The organism is Cellulomonas sp. NTE-D12 (assembly GCF_027923705.1).
In the GTDB taxonomy this organism is placed as follows: Bacteria; Actinomycetota; Actinomycetes; order Actinomycetales; family Cellulomonadaceae; genus Cellulomonas.
Window position 1 is genome coordinate 2,558,477 of sequence record NZ_AP026442.1, and the last position, 21,640, is coordinate 2,580,116.

18 protein-coding genes are annotated in these 21,640 nt (G+C 73.7%); 8 read left to right on the forward strand and 10 right to left on the reverse strand.

Annotated elements, in window-relative coordinates:
• Positions 1-13: 13 nt before the first annotated feature.
• Genes QMF98_RS11790 through QMF98_RS11800 form a run of 3 tightly spaced genes read right to left on the reverse strand, consistent with a single transcriptional unit; the run spans position 14 to position 2,762 of the window.
• Positions 14-853, reverse strand: coding sequence for a ChbG/HpnK family deacetylase (locus tag QMF98_RS11790; RefSeq protein ID WP_337973213.1), 840 nt, complete (start codon positions 851-853; stop codon positions 14-16).
• Positions 850-1,575 carry a glycosyltransferase family 2 protein gene (locus QMF98_RS11795; RefSeq protein ID WP_337973214.1) on the reverse strand — a complete coding sequence of 242 codons (726 nt, stop codon included), beginning with the start codon at positions 1,573-1,575 and terminating at the stop codon, positions 850-852. Before QMF98_RS11795 ends, QMF98_RS11790 begins: the two co-directional genes overlap by 4 nt.
• Positions 1,572-2,762 (reverse strand): hypothetical protein, encoded by a 1,191-nt coding sequence (locus QMF98_RS11800; protein WP_337973215.1) that lies wholly within the window; start codon positions 2,760-2,762, stop codon positions 1,572-1,574. The genes QMF98_RS11795 and QMF98_RS11800 overlap by 4 nt, the downstream gene beginning before the upstream one ends.
• A gap of 120 nt (positions 2,763-2,882) precedes the next feature.
• On the opposite strand from QMF98_RS11800, the gene QMF98_RS11805 reads away from it, so the two are divergent.
• A complete protein-coding gene (locus QMF98_RS11805) occupies positions 2,883-3,821 on the forward strand; it encodes a DMT family protein (protein WP_337973216.1) in 939 nt (312 codons plus the stop codon).
• Here the strand turns inward: QMF98_RS11805 and galE are convergent.
• Positions 3,732-4,706: a UDP-glucose 4-epimerase GalE gene (galE, locus tag QMF98_RS11810; protein ID WP_337973217.1), complete on the reverse strand. Its 975-nt coding sequence runs from the start codon at positions 4,704-4,706 to the stop codon at positions 3,732-3,734. The genes QMF98_RS11805 and galE overlap by 90 nt on opposite strands.
• Before the next feature lie 209 nt (positions 4,707-4,915).
• Here galE and QMF98_RS11815 point away from each other — a divergent pair, with 209 nt between their 5' ends.
• The 3 genes from QMF98_RS11815 (at position 4,916) to QMF98_RS11825 (ending at position 8,441) form a co-directional block, all read left to right on the forward strand.
• A complete protein-coding gene (locus QMF98_RS11815; protein WP_337973218.1) occupies positions 4,916-6,016 on the forward strand; it encodes a glycosyltransferase family 2 protein in 1,101 nt (366 codons plus the stop codon).
• Between the two features lie 60 nt (positions 6,017-6,076).
• The gene (gene rfbB, locus QMF98_RS11820; RefSeq protein ID WP_263729316.1) at positions 6,077-7,072 is read left to right on the forward strand and encodes a dTDP-glucose 4,6-dehydratase; all 996 of its coding nucleotides are present in this window, start codon (positions 6,077-6,079) and stop codon (positions 7,070-7,072) included.
• Positions 7,073-7,145: 73 nt separating this feature from the next.
• Positions 7,146-8,441: an LCP family protein gene (locus QMF98_RS11825; RefSeq protein WP_337973219.1), complete on the forward strand. Its 1,296-nt coding sequence runs from the start codon at positions 7,146-7,148 to the stop codon at positions 8,439-8,441.
• Between the two features lie 85 nt (positions 8,442-8,526).
• Here the strand turns inward: QMF98_RS11825 and purE are convergent, their stop codons facing one another.
• Positions 8,527-9,060, reverse strand: coding sequence for a 5-(carboxyamino)imidazole ribonucleotide mutase (gene purE / locus QMF98_RS11830; protein ID WP_337973220.1), 534 nt, complete (start codon positions 9,058-9,060; stop codon positions 8,527-8,529).
• Between the two features lie 419 nt (positions 9,061-9,479).
• On the opposite strand from purE, the gene QMF98_RS11835 reads away from it, so the two are divergent.
• On the forward strand, positions 9,480-10,682 hold the full coding sequence (locus QMF98_RS11835; protein ID WP_337973221.1) for an LCP family protein: 1,203 nt from the start codon (positions 9,480-9,482) through the stop codon (positions 10,680-10,682).
• Positions 10,683-10,696: 14 nt separating this feature from the next.
• Here the strand turns inward: QMF98_RS11835 and QMF98_RS11840 are convergent, their stop codons facing one another.
• The gene (locus QMF98_RS11840; protein ID WP_337973222.1) at positions 10,697-11,875 is read right to left on the reverse strand and encodes a 5-(carboxyamino)imidazole ribonucleotide synthase; all 1,179 of its coding nucleotides are present in this window, start codon (positions 11,873-11,875) and stop codon (positions 10,697-10,699) included.
• Positions 11,876-12,007: 132 nt separating this feature from the next.
• On the opposite strand from QMF98_RS11840, the gene QMF98_RS11845 reads away from it, so the two are divergent.
• Positions 12,008-12,595, forward strand: coding sequence for a GtrA family protein (locus QMF98_RS11845; RefSeq protein ID WP_337973223.1), 588 nt, complete (start codon positions 12,008-12,010; stop codon positions 12,593-12,595).
• A gap of 114 nt (positions 12,596-12,709) precedes the next feature.
• On the opposite strand, the gene QMF98_RS11850 is transcribed toward QMF98_RS11845, so the two are convergent.
• Entirely contained in the window at positions 12,710-14,032 is a 1,323-nt protein-coding gene (locus QMF98_RS11850) for a sensor histidine kinase (protein ID WP_337973224.1), read from the reverse strand.
• A 3-nt stretch (positions 14,033-14,035) separates the two neighbouring features.
• Entirely contained in the window at positions 14,036-14,734 is a 699-nt protein-coding gene (locus QMF98_RS11855) for a response regulator transcription factor (protein WP_263729324.1), read from the reverse strand.
• Between the two features lie 165 nt (positions 14,735-14,899).
• Here QMF98_RS11855 and QMF98_RS11860 point away from each other — a divergent pair, with 165 nt between their 5' ends.
• Entirely contained in the window at positions 14,900-18,784 is a 3,885-nt protein-coding gene (locus tag QMF98_RS11860) for an FtsK/SpoIIIE domain-containing protein (protein WP_337973225.1), read from the forward strand.
• A 10-nt stretch (positions 18,785-18,794) separates the two neighbouring features.
• Here QMF98_RS11860 and QMF98_RS11865 read toward each other — a convergent pair whose 3' ends face one another.
• The gene (locus QMF98_RS11865) at positions 18,795-19,298 is read right to left on the reverse strand and encodes a hypothetical protein (RefSeq protein ID WP_337973226.1); all 504 of its coding nucleotides are present in this window, start codon (positions 19,296-19,298) and stop codon (positions 18,795-18,797) included.
• A 454-nt stretch (positions 19,299-19,752) separates the two neighbouring features.
• Here QMF98_RS11865 and QMF98_RS11870 point away from each other — a divergent pair, with 454 nt between their 5' ends.
• Positions 19,753-20,001, forward strand: a complete 249-nt coding sequence (locus tag QMF98_RS11870; protein ID WP_291759356.1) for a WhiB family transcriptional regulator — start codon at positions 19,753-19,755, stop codon at positions 19,999-20,001.
• A gap of 146 nt (positions 20,002-20,147) precedes the next feature.
• On the opposite strand, the gene QMF98_RS11875 is transcribed toward QMF98_RS11870, so the two are convergent.
• Complete coding sequence (locus QMF98_RS11875) at positions 20,148-21,632, reverse strand: sensor histidine kinase (RefSeq protein WP_337973227.1); 1,485 nt, start codon at positions 21,630-21,632, stop codon at positions 20,148-20,150.
• Between the last annotated feature and the right edge of the window lie 8 nt (positions 21,633-21,640).

Below are 21,640 nucleotides of genomic sequence, written 5' to 3' on the forward strand. Positions count from 1 at the left end.
GCGCGACCGGTGCCTAGCGACCCGTCAGCGCCGAGAACCCACCGAGCCGGTAGCCGTTCGCACTGACGGCCGAGGCCGTGCCGGGGTCGACCAGCATGGCCGCCTCCGCTCCCCAGTGGTAGTCCCAGGCGAACCGCTCGAGGTCGGGTTCGCCTGCGGTGCCGGGGTGGCAGTTGATCTCGAGAGTGGTCGCCCCGCGGCGGGCGGCGGCCCGCAGCGCCGAGCCGAACGCCGCGGCGTCCATCGACCCGGCCTCGTCGAGACCTGCGTAGTCCTCGGTCCCCGTCAGGCCTGCGGCCGCGACGCGCGCCCGGAGGGGGCCGGCCAGCGCGCGCACCCCGAACCCCACGAGGCTGCGGGCGTGGCTCGTCGTGAGCCGCACGGCCGGTACGCCCGCTGCTCGCGCCAGCTCGACGACGACCTTCCCCACCGCCGGCCACAGGTGCGTGTGCTGGTGCGTGTCGACGTGCGTCACCGCCAGGCCCAGCGCGAGCACCCGTTCGAGCTGGGCGGACAGCTCGCGACGCACGTCGTCGGGGTCCAGACGGCCCAGGACGCCACGCTCGACCACGGTGCGGTAGGACAACGGGAAGGCGCCTCTCGCGTCGACCAGCGTGGGGATCTCGCGGGCCGTCAGCAGCGGAGGGTCCTCGCCGACGAGGGCGAGGTGGGCCCCCAGCTCGAGGCCGGGCCGCTCCCGCAGCACGCGTGCGGCGTCGTCGAAGGCACGGCCGACGGCGAGCAGCGACGTGGCCGTGACGATCCCGCGGTCGTAGCCCTCGGCGACGGCCGCGTTCACTCCCGGGGTCAGGCCCAGGTCGTCCGCCGTCACCACGAGCGTCCGCGCGCTCATGACCGACGCAGCTCGCGCCGCAGCCGCAGCATCTCGAGCACCATCGCCCGGATGACGGACGGCGACGACAACGTCGACACCCCGCGCGTCCGAGGGAAGTAGTCCACGCCGATCTGCATCAGGTGGAAACCGGCGTTGCGGGCCCGGACCACGAGCTCGGCGTCGATGAACGAGCTCTCGCTCACGGGGTGGACGGCGTCGACCACCTTCCGCGTGAGCAGCTTGAAGGAGAAGTTGATGTCGCGGACCCGGGTCTTGAACAGCGTCCGGATCAGGCCGTTGTAGAAGAACGAGTACACGGTGCGCACGGCACCCTCACCGGTGCGGTCCAGCCGGTACGCGCACAGCAGGTCCGCACCGTGGGCGCGCATCACCCGCAGCGCGCGCCGCAGCTCGGCCATGTCCCACGGCAGGTCGGCGTCCGTGTACAGGACGTAGTCGCCCGTGCAGGTCGCCAGACCGGTCTTGATGGAGCCGCCGAGCTTGCGGTTCTGCGCGTGGTGCACCACCCGGACGCGAGGGTCCGCAGCCGCGAGCGCGTCGGCGAGCTGCGGCGTGCTGTCCGTCGACGCGTCGTCGACGATCACCAGCTCGAAGTCGGAGATCTCCCCCGCCGAGACCATCTCCGTGCACACGTCCCGGGCCGCGCCGATCGCGGCGTGGATGCAGTCCTCCTCGTTCCACATCGGGAAGAAGACGGACAGAGTTCCCGCGTCGCTCACGACACCTCCACACCGTTGGCGAAGTACCAGGTCAGGACCACCATCGCGGCGGTCATCGCGGTCAGGGTCACGACGGCGACCCAGCGCGGTCGCTCCGCGAGCCAGTCACCGCCGGCCGCGAGGGCGGGGAAGGCGGCCAGCGCGTACCGACCGGCGCCCATGAAGTCCTTGGTGCCCAGGATCGGGATCGCGATGACGACCACCGTGTACGCGGCGTAGCCCCAGCCGAAGAGTCGGGTGATGCGCCGGACGAGCAGGACGACGACCAGGCAGGCGAGCGCCTGCAGCGTGAGGTTCGCCACCAGGGACCAGCGCCCGTGGTGCACCAGCCCGAGGTAGGCGACCTTGAACCACGTGCGCGGGCCGACGCCCTGGTTCCAGCCGGGTGACGACTCCGTCTCGACGAAGGCGAGCGGGTTCCCGAACTCGGCACCGAGGTAGGCCATCCACGCCAGGAGGCCGGCGAACGAGACCAGCACGCCGGCGTGCCTGAACCGCACCCGGCGGACCGACGCCACGAGATCACGCCAGCCGGTCCGGCCCGTCTCCTGCGCCAGCAGCTCCAGGATCCGCACGACGAGACCCACGGCCACGGCGATCCCGAAGGGCCGGCTGGCGGCGGCGAGCGCGCCGACGACGCCGGCCGCGAGGTACCACCGCCGGTCGACGAGGACGAACGCGCCCACCGCGAGCAGGAGGTACAGGCCGTCGGCGTACATCGTGCCGTGCAGGAACAGGGTGTACGGGTAGGTGAGCGCCACGGCGATGGTGAGCAGGGCCGACCGCCGCGGCAGCCGCCGCCACGCCCAGCTGCCGACCAGCACCACGGCAGCCAGTCCGCTCAGCAGGGCGACGAGCTGCCCGGCGAGCTGGACGTCCCCGACCACGGCGGCGACGGCCCGCACGAGCAGCGGGTACACCGGGAAGAACGCGATCGCCGACTGCTGACCCGGTGTGTAGGAGTAGCCGAACTGGGCGATGCCGGCGTACCAGCCCGAGTCGAACTGGAACCAGCCGTCGATCCACGTCTGCCCCGTGCCGCCCGCGCTGGGCCGTACGGCGTCCACGGCAGCCACGACGGAGGTCAGCCCGGCGGTGACGACGACGAACAACGCCACCACCAGCGACCAGGGGTAGCGAGCCGGCGCACGGTCGACGGAGCGTTCGCGCACAGGTGTGTGGCGCACAGGCGTGTGGTGAGTCATGTTCCCTCGGCTGGTGAACGCCCACGACACGGCTCCGGGCCGGACGGGCGCGAGCGAGCATAGTTGGTGCACTGACCACGCACAGGTAGTTGGGAGCAGCACATGGGTTGGGCGCTCGGGGCGGTCGCCGCCGCTGCGGCACTCTCGGGCACCGCCGTCGTGCTGCAGGCACGTGCCGCGCGCCGTGGCCACGCCGAACGTCTGCACGTCTCGGTCGCGTGGCGCCTGGTGCGCGACCCCACCTACGTCGTGGCGCTGCTGCTCGTCGCCCTCGGCTTCGCGGCGTCCTTCGCGGCACTGCGGGTGCTGCCGGTGTTCGTCGTGCAGGCCGGGCGCTCCTCGTCCCTCGCGGTCGCCGCGCTGCTCGCGACGAGGCTGCTGGGCAGCCGCCTGCACAGCCGCGAGTGGTGGTGGCTGCTCACCGTGGCCGTGGGCCTGGTGCTGCTCGCCTGGTCCACGCGCGCGGCGCCCGCGCACGGTGTCGCGGCGGCACCGGTCGTGCTCGTCGTCGGGGCAGTGGTCGTGGCGAGCCTGGGGACGTGGGTCGCGTCCCGTCCCCCGACGCGGGGCGCGGGGCTCGCCCTGGCGATCCTGGCCGGCGCCGGCTACGCGATCCTCGCCGGCGGGGTGCACACCCTCACGGACCTGCGGCCCCTCAGCCTCGTGGCGTCGCCCGCGACGTGGGCGTCCCTGGTCGGCGGCGTGCTCGGCCTGGCACTGACGGTGCTCGCCTTCCAGCGGGCGCCGGCGGTCGCCGTCACAGCCGCCCTGACGGCGACCGAGACCGTCGGAGGCGCTGTCCTGGGCATGGTCCTCGCAGGAGACCGGGCCGCACCCGGCCGCGGGTTCGCAGCCGTCGTCGGGTTCCTGCTCGTGGTGCTCGGCTCGAGCGCGGTGGGCCGGCTCAGCGCCCCCGACAACCCACCGTCCGCCGGATCGCGGGACGGACGGTCAGCCGACGAGCGGGGCCTCCCAGGCGCTCGACAGCATCTCGTCGAGGCGCCGGGAGGCGTGCCAGCCGAGCACCTCGTGGATCCGTGAGGCGTCGGCCACCACCGCAGGCGGGTCGCCAGCTCTGCGCGGCCGCGCCACCCAGCCCCCCGGCCGCCCCGCCGCAGCGCAGAGGTGCTCCACCACCTGCAGCACCGATGCGCCCTGCCCCGTGCCCACGTTGAGCACGTCGGGCAACGTGTCGCCCCGGTCGAGCCCGTCGAGGGCCGCCACGTGCGCGTCGGCGACGTCCTGCACGTGCACGAAGTCGCGGACGCACGTGCCGTCGGGCGTCGGGTAGTCGGTCCCGAAGACCTCCGGGGTCCGACCGTGCCGCAGGGCGTCGACCGTCATGGTCACCAGGTTGCCCGTCCCCCGGTCGGCCAGAGCCGGGTCACCGGCGCCCGCGACGTTGAAGTAGCGCAGCGACACGGTCCGCAGCCCCGTCGCACGTGAGACGTCGCGCAGCAGCTGTTCGCCGATCAGCTTGGTGCGGCCGTACGGGTTGACCGGGGAGGTCGGGTCCTGCTCGGTCACGGGCGTGTCGCCCGTGACGCCGTAGACCGCAGCGGACGACGAGAACAGGAAGCCGCGCACGTCCATGTCCGCGAGCGCCCGCAGGAGGACCAGCAGGCCGGTGACGTTCTGCTCGGAGTACCACAGCGGTCGCCGGAGGGACTCGTCGACCCGCTTGCGTGCGGCGAGGTGCACGACGAGCGCGACGTCGTGCTCGCGCGCGGCGGCCGCGATGCGGGGGGCCGAGCCCTGCTCCGCGAGGTCGAGCCGAAGGATCGGGACGTCGTCGACCCGGGCGGCGTCGCCGCTCGAGAGGTCGTCCACGACCAGGACGGGGCGCCCCGCCCGCCGCAATGCCTGCACGACGTGCGACCCGATGTACCCGGCACCGCCCGTCACCAGCACCGTTCCACCGCTCATCGCGCACCCGCGCCGACGTGCTGGACGATCACGGTCGGTCGCAGCGGGCAGCCGCCCATCCCCCCGGTCATGGCGGAACCGTACCGGCGGCCCGCGTACCGACCCGAGCCGTGCACCCGGCCCGGACGGGGCACGGGGTGCGTGAGACCATCGGCCGTGCCCATGACCGTGCCGCCCGGCTGCTCCTGCGCCCCGCCGGCGGTCCGGCCGTGAGTGACGCGCCGGCGGACGGCGACGGGGGCGTGCAGGGTCCCGCCGACGTCACCCTCGTGACGGTGACGTACGACGCAGGACCGCTCGTGCTCGAGTGCCTCGACTCCGTGGCGACCCAGCAGCTGCACGGCCGACGTCTCGAGGTCGTGGTGGTGGACAACGCGTCCTCCGACGGGACGGCGGACCTCGTCGCCTCGCGGCACCCGTGGGTCCGGCTGGTCCGATCGTCGACCAACCTCGGCTTCGCCGGCGGGAACAACCTCGCGCTGCGCCGGCTGCGCAGCCGGTACGTCATCCTGCTGAACAACGACGCCACCGCCGAGCCCGACTTCGTCGACCGGCTGGTCAGCGCCATGGACGCGGCGCCTGAGACCGTCGCCGCGATGGCCGCCACCGTGCTGCTCACGGAGCGGTTCCGGGCGGCCGACGCCGACGAACGGACGGCGGTCGAGGGGCCGGACGGGCGATGGGTGGCCGACGAGCTCGGCGGCGTCGAGCTGGTGAACTCGACCGGCAACGAGGTCCGCACCGACGGCTTCGGGATCGACCGGGGATGGCTCGCCGACTCCGCGCAGCACCATCCCCCACGGGACGTCTTCGGGTTCAGCGGGGCAGCCGCGATCCTGCGCACCTCGGCCCTCCGCGAGGTCGGGCTCTTCGACGAGCGGTACTTCATGTACTACGAGGACACCGACCTCTCGTGGCGGCTGCGGCTCGCCGGGTACCGGATCGAGCACTGCGCCGACGCCGTGGTGCACCACCGCCACGCCGCCTCGTCCGGGGAGGGAAGCGAGCTGTTCCGCTTCCACGACGCACGCAACCGCCTGCTGACCGTGTCGAAGGATGCGACGGCGCAGCTCGCGCTCCGTGTGGTGGGCCGCTTCCTGCTCACGACCGCGTCGATCGCCGTCCGCCGGTCCCAGCCGGCGCCGCTCGTCCGCACCCGGCTGCGGGCATTCGCCAGCTACCTGCGCCTGCTGCCCAGCACGCTGCGGGAGCGGCGCCGCATCGGTCGGGCGGCGCGCGTCGGACGGGGTGCGGTCGAGCAGCTGCTGGTGCCGCCGTCCCGTACCCCGGCGGGCGGGTACCGCTCCTGACGGGCACCCCGGCCACCGGCTAGCATTCGCCGCACAACCCCACCACCGCGAGGTCGTTCCATGCGCATGCTCGTCACCGGCGGAGCCGGGTTCATCGGCTCCAACTTCGTCCACCACACGGTGCGCGAGCACCCGGACGTGCACGTGACGGTGCTCGACGCGCTCACGTACGCCGGCGACGAGCGCAGCCTCGACCCCGTCGAGGGCAAGGTCGTCTTCGCCAAGGGCGACATCGCCGACCCCGACGTGGTCGACAGCCTGGTCAAGGACGTCGACGTGGTGGTCCACTTCGCCGCCGAGTCGCACAACGACAACTCGCTGCACGACCCGTGGCCGTTCGTGCGCACCAACGTGATCGGCACCTACCAGCTGCTGGAGGCGGTGCGCCGCCACGGTGTGCGGTACCACCACATCTCCACCGACGAGGTGTACGGAGACCTCGAGCTGGACGACCCGGCGAAGTTCACGCCGGACACGCCGTACAACCCGTCCAGCCCGTACTCGTCCACGAAGGCGTCGTCCGACCTGCTGGTCCGCGCCTGGGCCCGCAGCTTCGGCGTGCAGGCGACGATCTCCAACTGCTCGAACAACTACGGGCCGTACCAGCACGTCGAGAAGTTCATCCCCCGGCAGATCACCAACGTGGTCGACGGCGTGCGGCCCAAGCTGTACGGCACCGGGGAGAACGTCCGGGACTGGATCCACGTGGACGACCACAACGCCGCGGTGTGGACCATCCTCGAGAAGGGCCGCATCGGGGAGACGTACCTGATCGGCGCGGACGGCGAGAAGGACAACAAGACGGTCATCGAGCTGATCCTCGAGCTGATGGGCCAGGAGCCGACGGCCTACGACCACGTCAACGACCGCCCCGGTCACGACCTGCGGTACGCGATCGACGCCTCGAAGCTGCGCGACGAGCTCGGCTGGCGGCCGCAGTACACGACGTTCCGCGACGGCCTGGCCGCCACGATCGATTGGTACCGGGCGAACGAGGCCTGGTGGCGGCCGCAGAAGGACGCGACCGAGGCGAAGTACGCCCAGCTGGGCCGCTGATCTGCACAGATCCTCCACTGCGCCTGTCCGACCGCTCCGCCGCGCCCCCCGACACCGCTCCTAGGATCGATCCGTGCCAGCCCGCCACCAGTCAGTGCCGCATGCGCAGCAGCCCCGCCATGCGCGCGGCCTGAAGAGCCACAACGCCGTACGAGGCATCGCCCTCGCGGCGGTCGCGCTGGTCGTCTTCGGCGCCTCGAGCGCTGTGGCGGTCGCGCAGCGCCTGCAGAGCAACATCACGACGGTCGACGTGAGCGGCCTCACGGGCCCGCGCCCGTCGTCGATGGCCGCCGCCAAGCCCGGTGACCCGAATGCCGGCCAGCCCGTGAACATCCTGGTGATGGGCTCCGACACACGGGCCGGTGTCAACGCGTCGATCGGTGGAAACGACTCCGGGCAGCGGTCGGACACCGCGATCGTGGTGCACATCTCCGCGGACCGGTCCCGCGTCGAGCTCGTCTCGATCCCGCGCGACTCCCTGGTGAAGATCCCGGTCTGCCAGGCGACCAACGGCAAGTCGTCGCGGGCCAGCAGCAGCGCGATGTTCAACTCGGCGTTCGCCACCGGCTGGGACATGGGCGGCGACATGGCATCGGCGGCCGCCTGCGCGATCAAGACGGTCCAGCAGAACACCGGCGTGGCGATCGACCACTTCGCGGTCGTCGACTTCGCGGGCTTCCAGGCGATGGTCAACGCGATCGGCGGTGTGCCGATGTGCATCCCGCACGCCCTCCACGACACGTACAGCGGTCTGGACCTCCCCGCGGGCCAGCAGGTGCTCAACGGCCAGCAGGCGCTGGAGCTGGCGCGCGCCCGGCACGGCAACGTCGGCGACGGCGGCGACCTGGACCGGATCGGCAACCAGCAGCGACTGATCCAGGCGATGGTCAACGAGGTCCTGTCCAAGAAGGTCCTGACCAACGTGCCGAACCTGGTCTCGTTCCTGTCGGCCGCGACCAGCTCGCTGACCACCGACTCGGGTCTGCAGCTGCAGAACCTCACCGGGCTGGCCTACAACCTGCGCAACATCAACCGCGACAACGTGGTGTTCATGACCATCCCCACGGGACCGGCGCCGAGCGACCCCAACCGGCTGGTGTGGACGTCGGCCGCGGCGGCCATCTGGGCCAACATGGCGGCCGACAAGCCGATCCTCCAGGAGGCGGCGCAGCCGACGCCGACGACGGCGAGCACGCCGGCCAAGACCAGCGCGGCGGGCACCAAGACGAGCGCGGCGGGCGGCGCCAAGTCGGGCACCGCGACGCCACCGGCTGCCGCAGCGACCCCTGCCGCACCCGCACCGTCGGTGTCCAAGGCGGCCGGCCACGAGGCGTTCACCTCCGCGGACAACACCGGTTCGTGCTCCTGAGCCGTCGAGAGCCGTCCGCCTGGGGGCTCCGGTCGTGACGGCCGATGCCTCGACGCACGCGGCGGGCGCCCCAGGAGCTCGGAGCTCAGGCCTGGAAGCCCGTCCGCTGCTGACCGGACGCACGGAGACGCTCGCCCTTGCGCTCGGCGACCTCCCGCAGGCCGTCCTGGAACGCCACCATCGCGGCACGCAGGCGCGCGGCCTGCTCGTCGGCACCGCTGCCGAGGATCCGGACCGCGAGCAGGCCGGCGTTCCGGGCGCCGCCGATCGACACGGTCGCCACGGGCACCCCGGACGGCATCTGCACGATGGACAGCAGCGAGTCCATGCCGTCCAGGTGCGCCAGCGGCACCGGGACCCCGATCACGGGCAGGGCAGTGGCGGCCGCGAGCATCCCCGGCAGGTGGGCGGCGCCGCCGGCACCCGCGACGATCACCCGAAGGCCTCGGTCGGCGGCCGTGCGGCCGTACTGGAGCATCTTGTCGGGCTGACGGTGCGCCGACACGACGTCCAACTCGACCGGCACCTCGAACTCCGCGAGCGCAGCCGCGGCAGCCTCCATCACGGGCCAGTCCGAGTCGGAACCCATGACGATCCCGACGAGCGGCTGTGCTGGCATGGCGTCCTCCGGTGCGGTGCGTTCTGCTGCGGGCGGTCCCATGATGCCGCCCTGCCGGCGGAGGGTGCCGCATCCGTCCTGGCCAGCGGGCCGTTGGCACGCGCGAGGCGCGCCCGTCTCGCCAGGTCCGAGCGGGGTCCGTTCCGTACGATCGACGAGCACCCGGCCCGACCGGTCGGGACCAGGGGCGGCACCGAGGAGGACCAGTGAGCAACGAGCGACGTGCGGCTGGGACGCCGCCACCGAGCTTCGACCCCGGTGCCCGGCGCCCACGCCCTGATGGCGGCGAGGAGTCGCCGATCGTCGTGGGTACGTCGCACCCGAGCCGCCCGGCGACGCCTCGCCGGCCCGTCCCGCCCACAGGTGCGCCGCCGGCGGTCCCGCCTGCAGCACCGCCGCGGCGCCAGTCACGACCCGCCGTGCCAGGTGCCGCACCGGCGGCCGAGCCGACGCCCACCCGCATCGACCGGGCCGTGCCGCGCGCGGACCCGCGCTCTGGTCACGACGCCCGGCCTCCGGGCTCGACGCACGCGATCCCCGCACCGGTCCGACCGGCGGCGGCCGCCCGGCGCACCGTGTCCTCCTCCGGCCGTCCCGTACCGCAGGTCGGCGCTGCCGCACCGGTGCGCGGCGGTCAGACGGAACGGCCGGCGACGGGGACGGAACCGGCGGGAAGCATGCGCGTCCGTCGTCGCCGTCGTGCCGTCGTCCTGACGCTCGTCCTGGTCCTGGTGCTGCTCCTGGCCTGGCCCGTGGGCCTGGTCATGTGGGCGAACGGCCGCTTGCACCACGTGTCGGCGCTGTCCGCAGCGGCGGCGACACCGGGGACCACCTACCTGCTCGCCGGTTCCGACCAGCGGCCCGCGGACATGCAGGACGGCACAGCCGGAGCGCGGTCCGACACCATCCTGCTGCTGCACGTGCCCACCAGCGGTCCGACGGCCCTGATCAGCATCCCGCGGGACAGCTACGTCCCGATCCCCGGCCACGGCTCCAACAAGATCAACGCCGCCTACTCCTGGGGTGGCCCCAAGCTGCTGGTCGCGACGGTGGAGAAGCTGACCGGGATGAAGGTGGACCACTACGTCGAGGTCGGGTTCGGTGGCATCGAGACCGTGGTGAACGCGGTCGGCGGCGTCCACCTGTGCTCCGACCTCAACGTCAACGACCAGCTGAGCGGCCTCGTGTGGACGCCGGGCTGCCGCACGGTCGACGGGACGACCGCGCTGGCCTTCTCGCGGATGCGCTACTCCGACCCGACCGGGGACGTCGGCCGGACGGCGCGCCAGCGGCAGGTGATCTCGGCGATCACCAAGGTCGCCGCCTCCCCGGCCGTCCTCCTGGCCCCGGGCAAGCAGGTGGCCCTTGTCCGGGCGGGCACGGACTCGCTGACGGTCGACGACGCCACCGGCGTGCTGGACCTCGGCCGTCTCGCGCTCGACTTCCGGGCCGCGACGGGCCCGAAGGGCATCACGGGCACGCCGCCGATCAAGAACCTCGACTACCGGCCCGGCAACGTGGGAGCGACGGTGCAGCTCGACCCGGCGGCCACACCGACCTTCTTCGCGCAGATCAGGGACGGCAAGCTCCCGGCCGGCACCGTCGGAGGCACCCCGAAGTGACGTGACCTCCGGCCTCAGACGATGTCGCCCCGGATCAGGGCTGCGGCGCGGCGGGCCCGGTCGCGGACGTCCTCGAGGTCCTCGCCGCTGACGTTCACGTGGCCGAGCTTGCGTCCGGCACGCACCTCCTTGCCGTAGAGGTGCACCTTGGCCGCCGGGTCCGCCGCAGCGACCGCCGGCAGGGCGGCGGTGGGGTCGGGCAGCGAGGTACCGAGCACGTTGGCCATCACCGTCCAGCGAGCCCGTGGCGAGGGGTCGCCCAGCGGCAGGTCGAGAACGGCCCGCAGATGCTGCTCGAACTGGCTGGTCACCGCGCCGTCGATGGTCCAGTGGCCGCTGTTGTGCGGACGCATGGCGAGCTCGTTGACGAGAACGCGGGGTGGCCCGCCGGCCTCGTCCGGCACCTCGAACAGCTCGACGGCGAGCACTCCCGTGACGTCGAGGCCCTCCGCGACGGCACGTGCGACGGCCTGGGCGCGAGCCTCGGTCGCCGGGTGGAGACCGGGAGCCGGTGCGGTCACCTCGGAGCAGACGCCGTCCACCTGGACGGACTCGACCACCGGCCAGCCGACCAGCTCGCCGGACGGCCGCCGCGCCACCAGGGCGGCCAGCTCGCGGCTGAACGGCACCCGCTCCTCCACCAGCAGTGGTGCTCCGGAGCCGTCCGCCGCGGCGGCGAACCAGTCGCTCACCTCGTCCGCCGAGGAGACCACCCGGACGCCCTTGCCGTCGTACCCGCCGTGGGACGTCTTCACCACCCCGGTGCCGCCGTGGCCATCGAGGAACTCCGTCAGCTCCAGCTCGGTGGAGACGGGCGCCCACTCCGGGCACGGGACCCCGAGTGCGGTGAGCCGTGACCGCATGACGATCTTGTCCTGCGCGTGCCGCAGCGCACCGGCGGACGGGTGCACCGCGACGCCACGCGCGGCCAGCGCGTCCAGCACGTTGTTGGGGACGTGCTCGTGCTCGAAGGTCAGCACGTCCGCACCCTCGGCGAGCTGTTCGAGGACGCCCGGCTCGCGTGGCATCCCCACCGGCGAGTCGACGACGACCTGCGCCGCGGACGACGTGGCCGACTCGACGAGGACGCGAAGGTGCAGGCCGAGCGCGGTCGCGGCCGGCGTCATCATGCGCGCCAGCTGGCCGCCACCGACCACTGCGACCACCGGAGGGCTGCCCACGGGAGACGTCACGGTGCAGGAGCGTAACTGCGCGGGCTTCGGCAAGGCCTCTCCTGAACGCCACCTGAGAACCGATGTGGGAGTGTGGTGGAGGTCGCAGTCGTTGCCCGGGCCCGCCACACTCTCCGGCGATATGGTGACCGGGTGACAGCCGCCGACGAGACCCTCGTTCCCGCTGCCCTGGACCGGGCCGATGCCCGCACCTCGGTCGCGGACGACGCGCTCCTGCTCGAGGAGCCGCTCTCCGGGCGCTTCACCGTGGGCGGCCGCCTCAACATGGCCGCGCTGCGCGCGTGGCTGTGGGAGATGGCGCGTTTCCTCGCGGTCGGCGGCCTCTCCTTCGTCGTCGACCTCGGCCTGTTCAACCTGCTGCTCTACGGCCCCGGCCACCTGCTGGGGCACAAGCCGCTGACCGCGAAGGTCCTCTCGGTCACGCTGGCGACCCTGGTGTCCTGGGTGGGCAACCGGTACTGGACCTTCTCCGAGCACAAGACGAACCGCGGCGCGCGCGAGCTGGTCGTCTACGGCGCGATCAACGTCGTGGGTGCCCTGGTCCCCGTGGGGACGTTGGCTTTCTCGCGCTACACACTGGCGCTCGCCGGTCCGCTTGCCGACAACGTCTCGACGGTCATCGGCATCGCCGCGGCGACCGTGCTGCGGTACGTCGGCTACAAGAAGTGGGTGTTCACGGGTTCCACGGCCGGCGCGAACGCGCTCGCCGAGACGGTCTGACCCCTCGCGGGCCGGCCGTCACCTCGTGGCGGAACCGACGCGGCGACCCGTGCCGCCTGCGGCTGCACCGGGTGCCGGTGGTCGACGGATGCACCCGCGGGCGCGAGCCGGTGGTCAGCGCCGCCGGCGCTCTCCCTTGGAGGACACCGCGGCGCCCCGAGGCAGCACGACGTCGGGTGCGAGCGCCGCCGGTACTCCGGCCAGGAACAGGGCGAAGACCGCGGGGCGTCGCTGCGCGAGCTCCAACCTGCCGCCGTCAGCGTTCACCAGGTCCCGGGCGAGCGCGAGGCCCAGACCGGTCCCGGCTCCGGACGTCACCTCGCGCTCGAAGATTCGCGGGGCGAGGTCGTCGGGCACGCCCTGACCCTCGTCGGCCACCTCGACCACCACCGCACCGGAGGGACCACCGCTACGAGCCCGGACCGTCGTGGTGCCGGCGCCGTGCTTCAGCGAGTTCTCGATCAGGGTCGCGAGCACCTGGGCGAGCGCCCCCGGGGTGGCCAGCACCTGCGTGGTGCGGTCGACGTCGACGACGAGCTCGCGGTCCGCCACCGCGAAGGGACGCTCCCACTCCTCCTCCTGCTGGTGCACCACCTCCCACAGCACGACCGCCTCCGTGGTGCCGCCCTGCGCCTTGCGCGAGCGTGAGAGCAGGTCGTCGACGACGCGCACCAGCCGCTCGACCTGCTCGAGGCAGATCCGCGCCTCCTCCTTGACCTCGGGCTCGCCCGTGGTCAGCGTGATCTCCTCCAGCCGCATGGTGAGAGCCGTCAGCGGGGTGCGGAGCTGGTGCGAGGCATCCGACGCGAACTGCCGCTCGGCGGCCAGCCGACCGGCCATGCGGTCCGCGCTGCGCGCCAGCTCGGCGGCGACCAGGTCGATCTCCTCCACGCCGGACGGCTCGAGGTGCGGGCGCACCTGGCCGGAGCCGAGCTGCTCGGCCGACGCTGCCAGGTACACGAGAGGTGCCGCGAGGCGGTTCGCCTGCCAGATGGCCATCGCGATCCCCGCGGCGAACGCGACGACGGCTGCGACGACGACGAGGGCGATCACCCGCGCCGATCGCCAGAACACGTCCCACCAGGAGACGTACAACGCCACCGAGGCGCCGTCGCTGCTGGTGACGTCGACGGACAGGACCCGGCCGGACATCGTCGGACCGGCCCTGTACACGGAGCCGTCCGGACCGTGCACCACGACGGAGGAGGCGATGTCCCCGCTGCCTCCGGTGTACGGCTCGAGCATCGTGTCCGTGAGGTCGATCTGCTGGTCGATCCGGAAGTCGACGGCCCGCGCTGCGGAGGTCGCGCGGGCCTCGAGCCCACGCATCTCGCTCTCGCGCACCAGCTGTGCGCCGAGGAAGGCGAGCGGGAACCCCAGCAGCACCACCGCGACGGTGACCGCCGCGATCGTGGCCTGCAGGACGCGACGGCGCACCGGCTAGACCCGGTCGAGCGCGCTGGGTGCGGTCTCGAAGCGGAAGCCCATCCCCCGCACGGTGGTGATGTAGCGCGGTGCGTTGGCGTCGTCGCCGAGCTTGCGGCGCAGCCACGAGACGTGCATGTCGAGCGTCTTGGTCGAACCCGTCGGGTCCGAGCCCCAGACCTCACGCATCAGGCCGTCACGGCCGACGACGGCGCCGGCCGACCCGACCAGGACACGGAGGAGCTCGAACTCCTTGGCCGTCAGGTGCAGCTCGCGCTCTCCCTGGAACGCCCGGTGCGCGGTGACGTCGACCCGGACGTCCTGCGCGTGCAGCTCGTCGTCCTCCACGAGCTCGGCGCCGCTGCGCCGCAGGAGCGCACGGACACGTGCGAGCAGCTCGGCGAGCCTGAACGGCTTGGTCACGTAGTCGTCGGCGCCGGCGTCGAGGCCGACGACGAGGTCCACCTCGTCGGCGCGTGCGGTGAGCACCAGGACCGGCGTGCTCAGGCCCTGGTGGCGGATGGCACGGGCGACGTCGAGGCCGTCCATGTCCGGAAGACCGAGGTCCAGCACGACGAGGTCCGCCGTCGGCGCACCGTCGATCGCGCCTTGACCGGTTCCTTGCACGTCCACGTCATAACCTTCACGCCCGAGGGCCCGGGCCAAAGGTTCTGCAATCGCCGGATCGTCCTCCGCCAGCAGCACCTGGGTCATTGGCCCATGCTAGGTCACGAGCGGGTCTGCTCCGCCACCGGCGTGCAGGTGGGACGGACTTTCGCACGGCACCCGAACCGACCGACGCCCCTGGGGATCGGTGCGCGGCTCCGCGGACCGTCGGGGTGCCCCGACGGGTCGGTGTCTCGACGACAGGGTCGGCGCGTGCGTCTGACCGTCCTCCATGCCGACAAGGGGCCGAACCCGGTACGAGCGACCGACGTGGAGGTCCACGCGGGGACGTCGGTGGCGACGCTGCGCACGGAGGTCGCGCGGCTCACCGGCCGACCGGAATGGGCTTCCCTCACGACCACCCTGACGGTCGACGGCATCCCCGTGGACGACTCGCACCCCGCCGGCCTCACCCCGGTGCTGCCGGGGGCTGTGCTGTCGGTCGGCGCTCCCAGCGCCGTGCCGCCGGAACGGCGCTGGCCGACGTGCGCACGCCACCTGGCGGTGGTCGCCGGGCCGGACTCCGGCACCGTGCTGCCGCTCGGGCTCGCGCGCAGCACCACCGTGGGCCCCGGCGAAGAGCTGGTGGTCCGGGACGACGTCTGGCAGTCGCCGCTGCGGCTCCGCGTGCGTGCGGCGCGCCGGCGGGGGACGCGTACCGGACGGCGGCACGGGCCCGTGGTGCTCGTGCGGACCACAGGTGACGCTGTCCTGGCGCGACGGGGGTCCACCCGCACCCGGCGCCTGCCCCTTCGGCACTGGGCGCGCTGGCCGCTCGGGGCCGCGGTGCACGTCGGGAGCAGCGTCCTCGAGCTGCGGGACGTCGCCGCGCCACCGGGATCCGGTGCACCGCCGAGCCAGGACACCGCCCCGCACGGTCCGGCACGCACCGCGGAACCGAGGGGCCGACGTGGCCGCCGCGGCGGCGGGTTCGCGGCGATGGCGGCGTCGACCGTGGGCACCACGGTGACCGGCGTGGTCCTCGCGGTCGCCGTGCACCAACCTCTGCTCGCCCTGACGAGCCTCACGGGACCGCTCCTGTGGTGGGCGAACCGACGGACGGTGCCGGCGGCACCGGAATCGCCGGAGAACGCGGTGGACGGCGGACCGCCCGACATCCCGGCCCTGCGCGTCGCCGTGGCGCTCGGCGCTCCCGGGACCGATCTGACGGTCCCGGCGCCGTGGGACGACGACGGCTGCCTCGCGGTGGTCGGTGCGGCGGAGCCCGTCCTCGCGGCGGCGCGGGCCATCGTGCTGGGCGAGCTCGGCAGCCGTGGGGCGTGCAGCGTCACGGTCCGCGGTCGCCACGTGCCCGACTGGGCCTGGCTGGTCTGGAGCGGTGCTGCCTCCCGCGCGCTCCCCGGCACGGGTACGTCAGGGGCCCACGCGGGCCCGTCGCCACGGGCTCTGGTCGTGGTGGACGGTGGCGAGAGTGCCGCGGAGGTGACGCGGTGGCGCGCTCACGCCCCGGCGACGCAGCGGCTGCTCTGGGTGGGCAGAGGAGGCGCCGCTGCGCCGGCGTGGTGCCGGAACGTGCTCACCGTGACGGCCGCCGGTTCCGTGCTGCGATCGGGCGACGGAGCTCCACGGGTCGTGCCGAGCGTGGGGGTCCGGGCCGACGTCGCAGAGGCGCACGCGCGAGCGCTGGGCCGTGCGATGCAGGCACCGGGTGCAGCGGTCGCCGAGCCGTCGACCGCCGTGGACGGCATCCGGCTCAGCCGTTGCCCCGACGCGACAGCGCTGGTGGACCTGCCCGGGACGGCCGCGGCGGAGCCGTCAGCGGTCGCGGCGGCCTGGTCGGCACCGCCGCCCGGGCTGAGGACACCTTTCGGGGAGGGGCCGGACGGCCGCGCCGTGTGGCTCGACCTGGTCCGCGACGGACCCCACGCCGTGGTGGCCGGCACCACCGGTGCGGGCAAGTCGGAGCTGCTGACCACGCTCGTGCTCGGGCTGGCCCTGACGTACCCACCCCGGCGCCTGGCCGTCCTGCTCGTCGACTTCAAGGGCGGCACTGGCCTGCCGGGACTCACCACCCTTCCGCACGTGGTCGGCCGGCTCTCGGACCTGGACGCGGCCGGCGCGCGGCGCGTGCTGCTCGGCCTGGGGGCGGAGCTGCGGCGCCGCGAGCGGATCGTGGCGCGCGCGGGGGTGCGTGACGTCGACGAGCTGCAGCCCGCCGTCGGCTGCCCTGTCCCGCCGCGGCTGCTCGTGGTGATCGACGAGTTCCGCGCACTGGCCGACGACCTGCCGGAGCTCGTGCCCGGGCTCGCGCGGGCCGCCGCGCAGGGCCGCTCGCTCGGGGTGCACCTGGTGCTGGCGACCCAGCGCCCGGCCGGTGCCGTGCCGGCAGAGCTGCGAGCCAACGTCTCGCTCCGGGTGGCGCTCCGGGTGGTCGACCCCGCCGACTCCGTGGACCTGGTCGGCGTCCCGGACGCGGCCCGGATCGATTCCGGCACGCCGGGTCGGTGCGTCCTCGTCCGTGGTGGGGGTGCCGCGGAGGCCGTCCAGGTCGCACGGGCTGGCGCATCCGGCCGACACCGCCGCGTCCAGCTCGCCAGGCCCGCGGCGGAAGCGGTCGGCGCCGGGCGGGCGGGACCCGCGTGGACGCCTCCCGCGCGGGACGCCGGAACTGCGCCCGACCCGGTCGCCCGCTGGGTCGCCGCGGTCAGGGCTGCCGCGGTCGACATGCCTCCTCCCGACGTCCCCTGGCTTCCCGAGCTGCCCGAACGCGTCGCCCTCGCGGACCTGACGCCCGGCCCCGGACTGGCGCTCGCGCTGGCAGACGTGCCGGAGGAGCAGCGTCGGACGACCGTCCGCTGGCGGCCGGACGACGGCCACCTCCTCGTGCTGGGAGGGCCGCGCTCCGGGCGCAGCACGACGTTGGTCGCCGTCGGCCGGCAGGCTCTCGTCTCGGGCAGGGACGTGCACGCCCTGGGCCTGCCACCGTCCGCGGTCGAAGCGCTGCGAGCAACGGTCCCGGAGGGGCTCGGCACGGTGGCCGCGGTCGACGACGTGGTGACGGCTGCTCGGCTGCTCGATGCCCTGACGCGCGGACTTCCGGCGTCCGAACGTCCGGTGCTGCTGGTCGACGGGCTCGACCGGGCGCTCGACCAGCTCGCCTCGGTGGCGCGCGGTGCCGGGGTGCCGCTGCTCACCTCGCTCTGGGAGCGCTCGGACCCACCGGTCTGCGTGGCGGCGAGCGCGCCGGTGTCGCCGCTGAGCAGCCGGCTGCTCGGCGCCTTCCCCGACCGCTTGGTCCTGGGGGTCGCCGATCCGACGCTCGACGCGCTGGCAGGTGTCCCCCCGGCACTGAGCGCGCCGCGCCTCGCGCCGGGCAGGGCGGTCCACGTCCGCGCTGCTGGAGCCCTCCTGTGCCAGGTCGCCCTCCCCGACGCCGACCAGGCGACCCCGCCCGCTCAGCGGCGGGCGAGCCCTCTGCGGCTCTGTGCGCCCCCGAGCACCGCACCCTGGAGCGGCGCACCGGCGCGTCTGACCGCGGACTGCCGCCTGCACGTCCCGCTCGGGCTGGGCGGGGACGGGCACGGCGTCGTCGAGGTCGACCTGACCGACTCGCTGCTGGTCGCAGGGCCCGCCGGTTCTGGGCGCAGCACCGCTCTGGCGGGCATCGCCAGAGCCCTGGAGCACCTCGGCATCGCCACGTGCGGAGCGGCGGAGCTGCTCGATACCTCCTCCGGCGCGCCACCGGGACGGCTGCTCGAGACGCTCCGTCCGGGTGGTGAGGTGGTCCTCGTCCTCGACGACCTCGACGACCTCGAGCGGATGGACGCTCACCTCGCCCAGGAGCTCGCCGAACGGCTCGGCGCGCAGCGTCGCGCGGCCGGCGGGGCACCGCTTCTCCGCGTGGTGGCGGCGACGTCGACCGCGCACGCCGTCGCCAGCTACCGCGGGCTGGTCCCGACGATGCTGCGTTCCCGCCGCCTCGTCGTCCTCGATCCGCGGGAGCCCGGTTCCCTCGACCTCATCGGTTCGCAGGCACGCTGGCTCGTCGACCCCGTCGGAGGACGACCCGGGCGCGGGGTGCTGCGCCGGGACGGGGACGTCGCTCCCGTGCAGCTCTGGGGCCCGCACGCCGACTGACCGGCGACGCTCAGCGCCGCCCCTCCTGACCGGCCGCCGCGCGCGGAGGGCTCGTGCGGTCGGTCCAGGACACGACGGACCGCTGCAGCAGGAACGCGACCACGAGGACGCCCAGAGCGACTCCGACGGCTGGCCACGGCGCCGGCGCGGTGCGCCATGAGGCCACCGCCATGGCGGCGATCAGCACGTGCACGGTGATCACCGGGCTGCGCGCCCACCGTCGCCCCGCCAGCAGCGCCCGACCGGCGGCGCCGAGGACCGCGGCCAGACCGGTGGCGAGGACGGCGAGCGCCACCGACGCGGCAGCGAGCTCGGTCCCGCGCACAACCACCACGACCAGGGCGACCACGGCGGCTGCCGCGCCGAGCGCCTCCACCCAGACGGCCACCACGACCGCCCACACCAGCCGAGGCCTGCCGGCGGTCTCGTCGGACTGCCGTGAGGTACGACGTCCCGACGGCGAGGACCCGGAGGGCCGCGACCCCGTCGAGCGGGCGTCCGAGGAGGGTGGCACGGCGACGACCCTACGGCCCCCGGGGCCGTATAGCAGATCCCAGACGTGGCGATGACCAGACCGTCACCAGATTGCCTAGGTCCTTTGTCCTACGTTCACCAGTCGGCAACCTTCGCCCGCCGGCGTGACCTGGCCCACATCGCCTCGACGCCACTGCCGGGCGGGTCGCGATCGCTGCGGCACCCCTGGTCAGCGCCCTGATTTGGAAATTCATGGGCTGACCTGGACGAACGTCCGGACGTGCCCCCACCCGGTGCCGTCCCGTCCGCTCAGCACGTGCACAGGTGTGACGAACGCCTCACTCGTCACGGGGTCGAAACGTTCCCGTAACCCTTGTGCGGGCCCGCCGCGGATGTGAACCTTGACGCAGCAAGTCATCCCACCCCCACTTTCTCGCGGCTGTCCGCCATGCCCCCGACCGGGCAGCCGGACCGTCGTGTGCCAAGGAGATGTCATGGACTGGCGCCACCGCGCAGCGTGCCTCGACGAGGACCCCGAGCTCTTCTTCCCGATCGGCAACACCGGCCCCGCGCTCGTGCAGATCGAGGAGGCCAAGGCGGTCTGCCGTCGCTGCGAGGTCGTGGACACCTGCCTGAAGTGGGCGATCGAGACCGGTCAGGACGCCGGTGTCTGGGGCGGTCTGTCCGAGGACGAGCGCCGGGCCCTCAAGCGCCGCACCGCACGCCAGCGCCGCGCCAGCTGAGCCGAGCGCCGCACCCCAGCAGCCCGCCCGCGTCGGCGTCCCGCGCGGATTGACCGCGGGCGGCCGCTGCTTCGCACCCGATCGAGCCTCAGGACCGGCCGCCTACCGGCGAGCCGGTCCTGCTGCTCTCCGGGCAGCACCGCACGTCAGGCCACGGTGGCCGCATCCCGGTTGACCCGCAGCCGAGCCTCGAGCTCGACGCTGGTGCCGCCGCCGGGCCGCGGACGCCACGCGATGGACCCCCGCAGCTCGTTCCGCACCAGCGTCGACACGATCTGGGTTCCGAGCCCGCTGCCGGCCCCCTTCTCGCTCGGGACGCCGGCACCGTCGTCGGCCACCGTCACGTGCAGCAGGTCGCCGGCCCGCTCCGCGGTGATCTCCACGGTCCCCACCGCGCGGCCGCTGAACCCGTGCTCGACGGCGTTGGTCACCAGCTCGGTCAGCACCAGGGCGAGCGCCGTCGCGTCCTCCGCCCGGACCAGACCGAACGACCCGTGGACGCGGGTCCGCACGTGCGCACCGTCCTGCGTGGCCACGTCGGCCGCGAGGCGGAGGCTGCGCCCGATCAGGTCGTCGAACGGCACCGTCTCGTCGAGCGTCTGGGACAGCGTCTCGTGGACCAGGGCGATGGTGGCCACGCGGCGCTCCGCCTCGCCGAGCGCCTCCCGCGCCTCGTCGCTGCCGACCCGCCGGGACTGCAGCCGCAGCAGCGCCGCGACGGTCTGCAGGTTGTTCTTCACCCGGTGGTGGATCTCCCGGATCGTCGCGTCCTTGGTGATCAGCTCCCGTTCCCGGCGGCGCAGCTCGGACACGTCCCGGCACAGCAGCACGGCGCCGACGCGCTCGGTGCCCTCCGTCAACGGCACGGCGCGCAACGAGAGCGCCACACCCCGCGTCTCGACGTCCACCCGCCACGGCGCACGGCCCATCAGCACCAGGGGCAGCGACTCGTCGACCGTGGCGTCGGCGTCCAGCAGGTCGGTGGTCACCTCGATCAGGGAACGCCCGACGAGGTCGCCCAGCGCGCCCAGCCGGTGGAAGCACGACAGCGCGTTCGGGCTGGCGTAGAGCACCTCGCCCTCGCCGTTGAGCCGGATGAGACCGTCGGCCACGCGAGGTGCGCCGCGGCGAGGGCCGGTCGGCGCGTCCGCAGCGGGGAACTCGCCGCGCGCCACCATCCCGAGCAGGTCGTCGGCGGCCTCGACGAAGTTGAGCTCGAGCCGGCTCGGTGTCCGCGCGCCGCCCAGGTTGGTCTGGCGGGCCAGCACCGCGACCGCCCGTCCCTTACGGACCACCGGCACGGCTTCCTCCCGCACGGCGTACTCGCCGAACCAGCGAGGCTCGCGCGACCGCTGCGACCGCTGCTCGTCGAGGGCCCGGAGCAGCTGCGCCCGCTGCCCCTCGGGCACCAGGGAGCCGACCACGTCGTCGTAGTGCACCGTCGCGGCGGTCGACGGGCGCACCTGGGCGACCGCGACGAAGTCGCCCTCGGCGGTGGGCAGCCACAGCACCAGGTCGGCGAACGCGAGGTCGGAGATCACCTGCCAGTCCCCGACCAGCAGGTGCAGCCACTCCAGGTCAGCCGGCTCGAGGCTGCCGTGCTTGTCGGCGAGCGTGCTCAGGGTTGACACCGGACCAG

Coding starts and splice junctions, on each gene's coding strand:
- QMF98_RS11790 (WP_337973213.1), bottom strand. CDS start 853: ATGAGCGCGCGGACGCTCGTGGTGACGGCGGACGACCTGGGCCTGACC.
- QMF98_RS11805 (WP_337973216.1), top strand. CDS start 2,883: ATGGGTTGGGCGCTCGGGGCGGTCGCCGCCGCTGCGGCACTCTCGGGC.
- galE (WP_337973217.1), bottom strand. CDS start 4,706: ATGAGCGGTGGAACGGTGCTGGTGACGGGCGGTGCCGGGTACATCGGG.
- rfbB (WP_263729316.1), top strand. CDS start 6,077: ATGCGCATGCTCGTCACCGGCGGAGCCGGGTTCATCGGCTCCAACTTC.
- purE (WP_337973220.1), bottom strand. CDS start 9,060: ATGCCAGCACAGCCGCTCGTCGGGATCGTCATGGGTTCCGACTCGGAC.
- QMF98_RS11855 (WP_263729324.1), bottom strand. CDS start 14,734: ATGACCCAGGTGCTGCTGGCGGAGGACGATCCGGCGATTGCAGAACCT.
- QMF98_RS11870 (WP_291759356.1), top strand. CDS start 19,753: ATGGACTGGCGCCACCGCGCAGCGTGCCTCGACGAGGACCCCGAGCTC.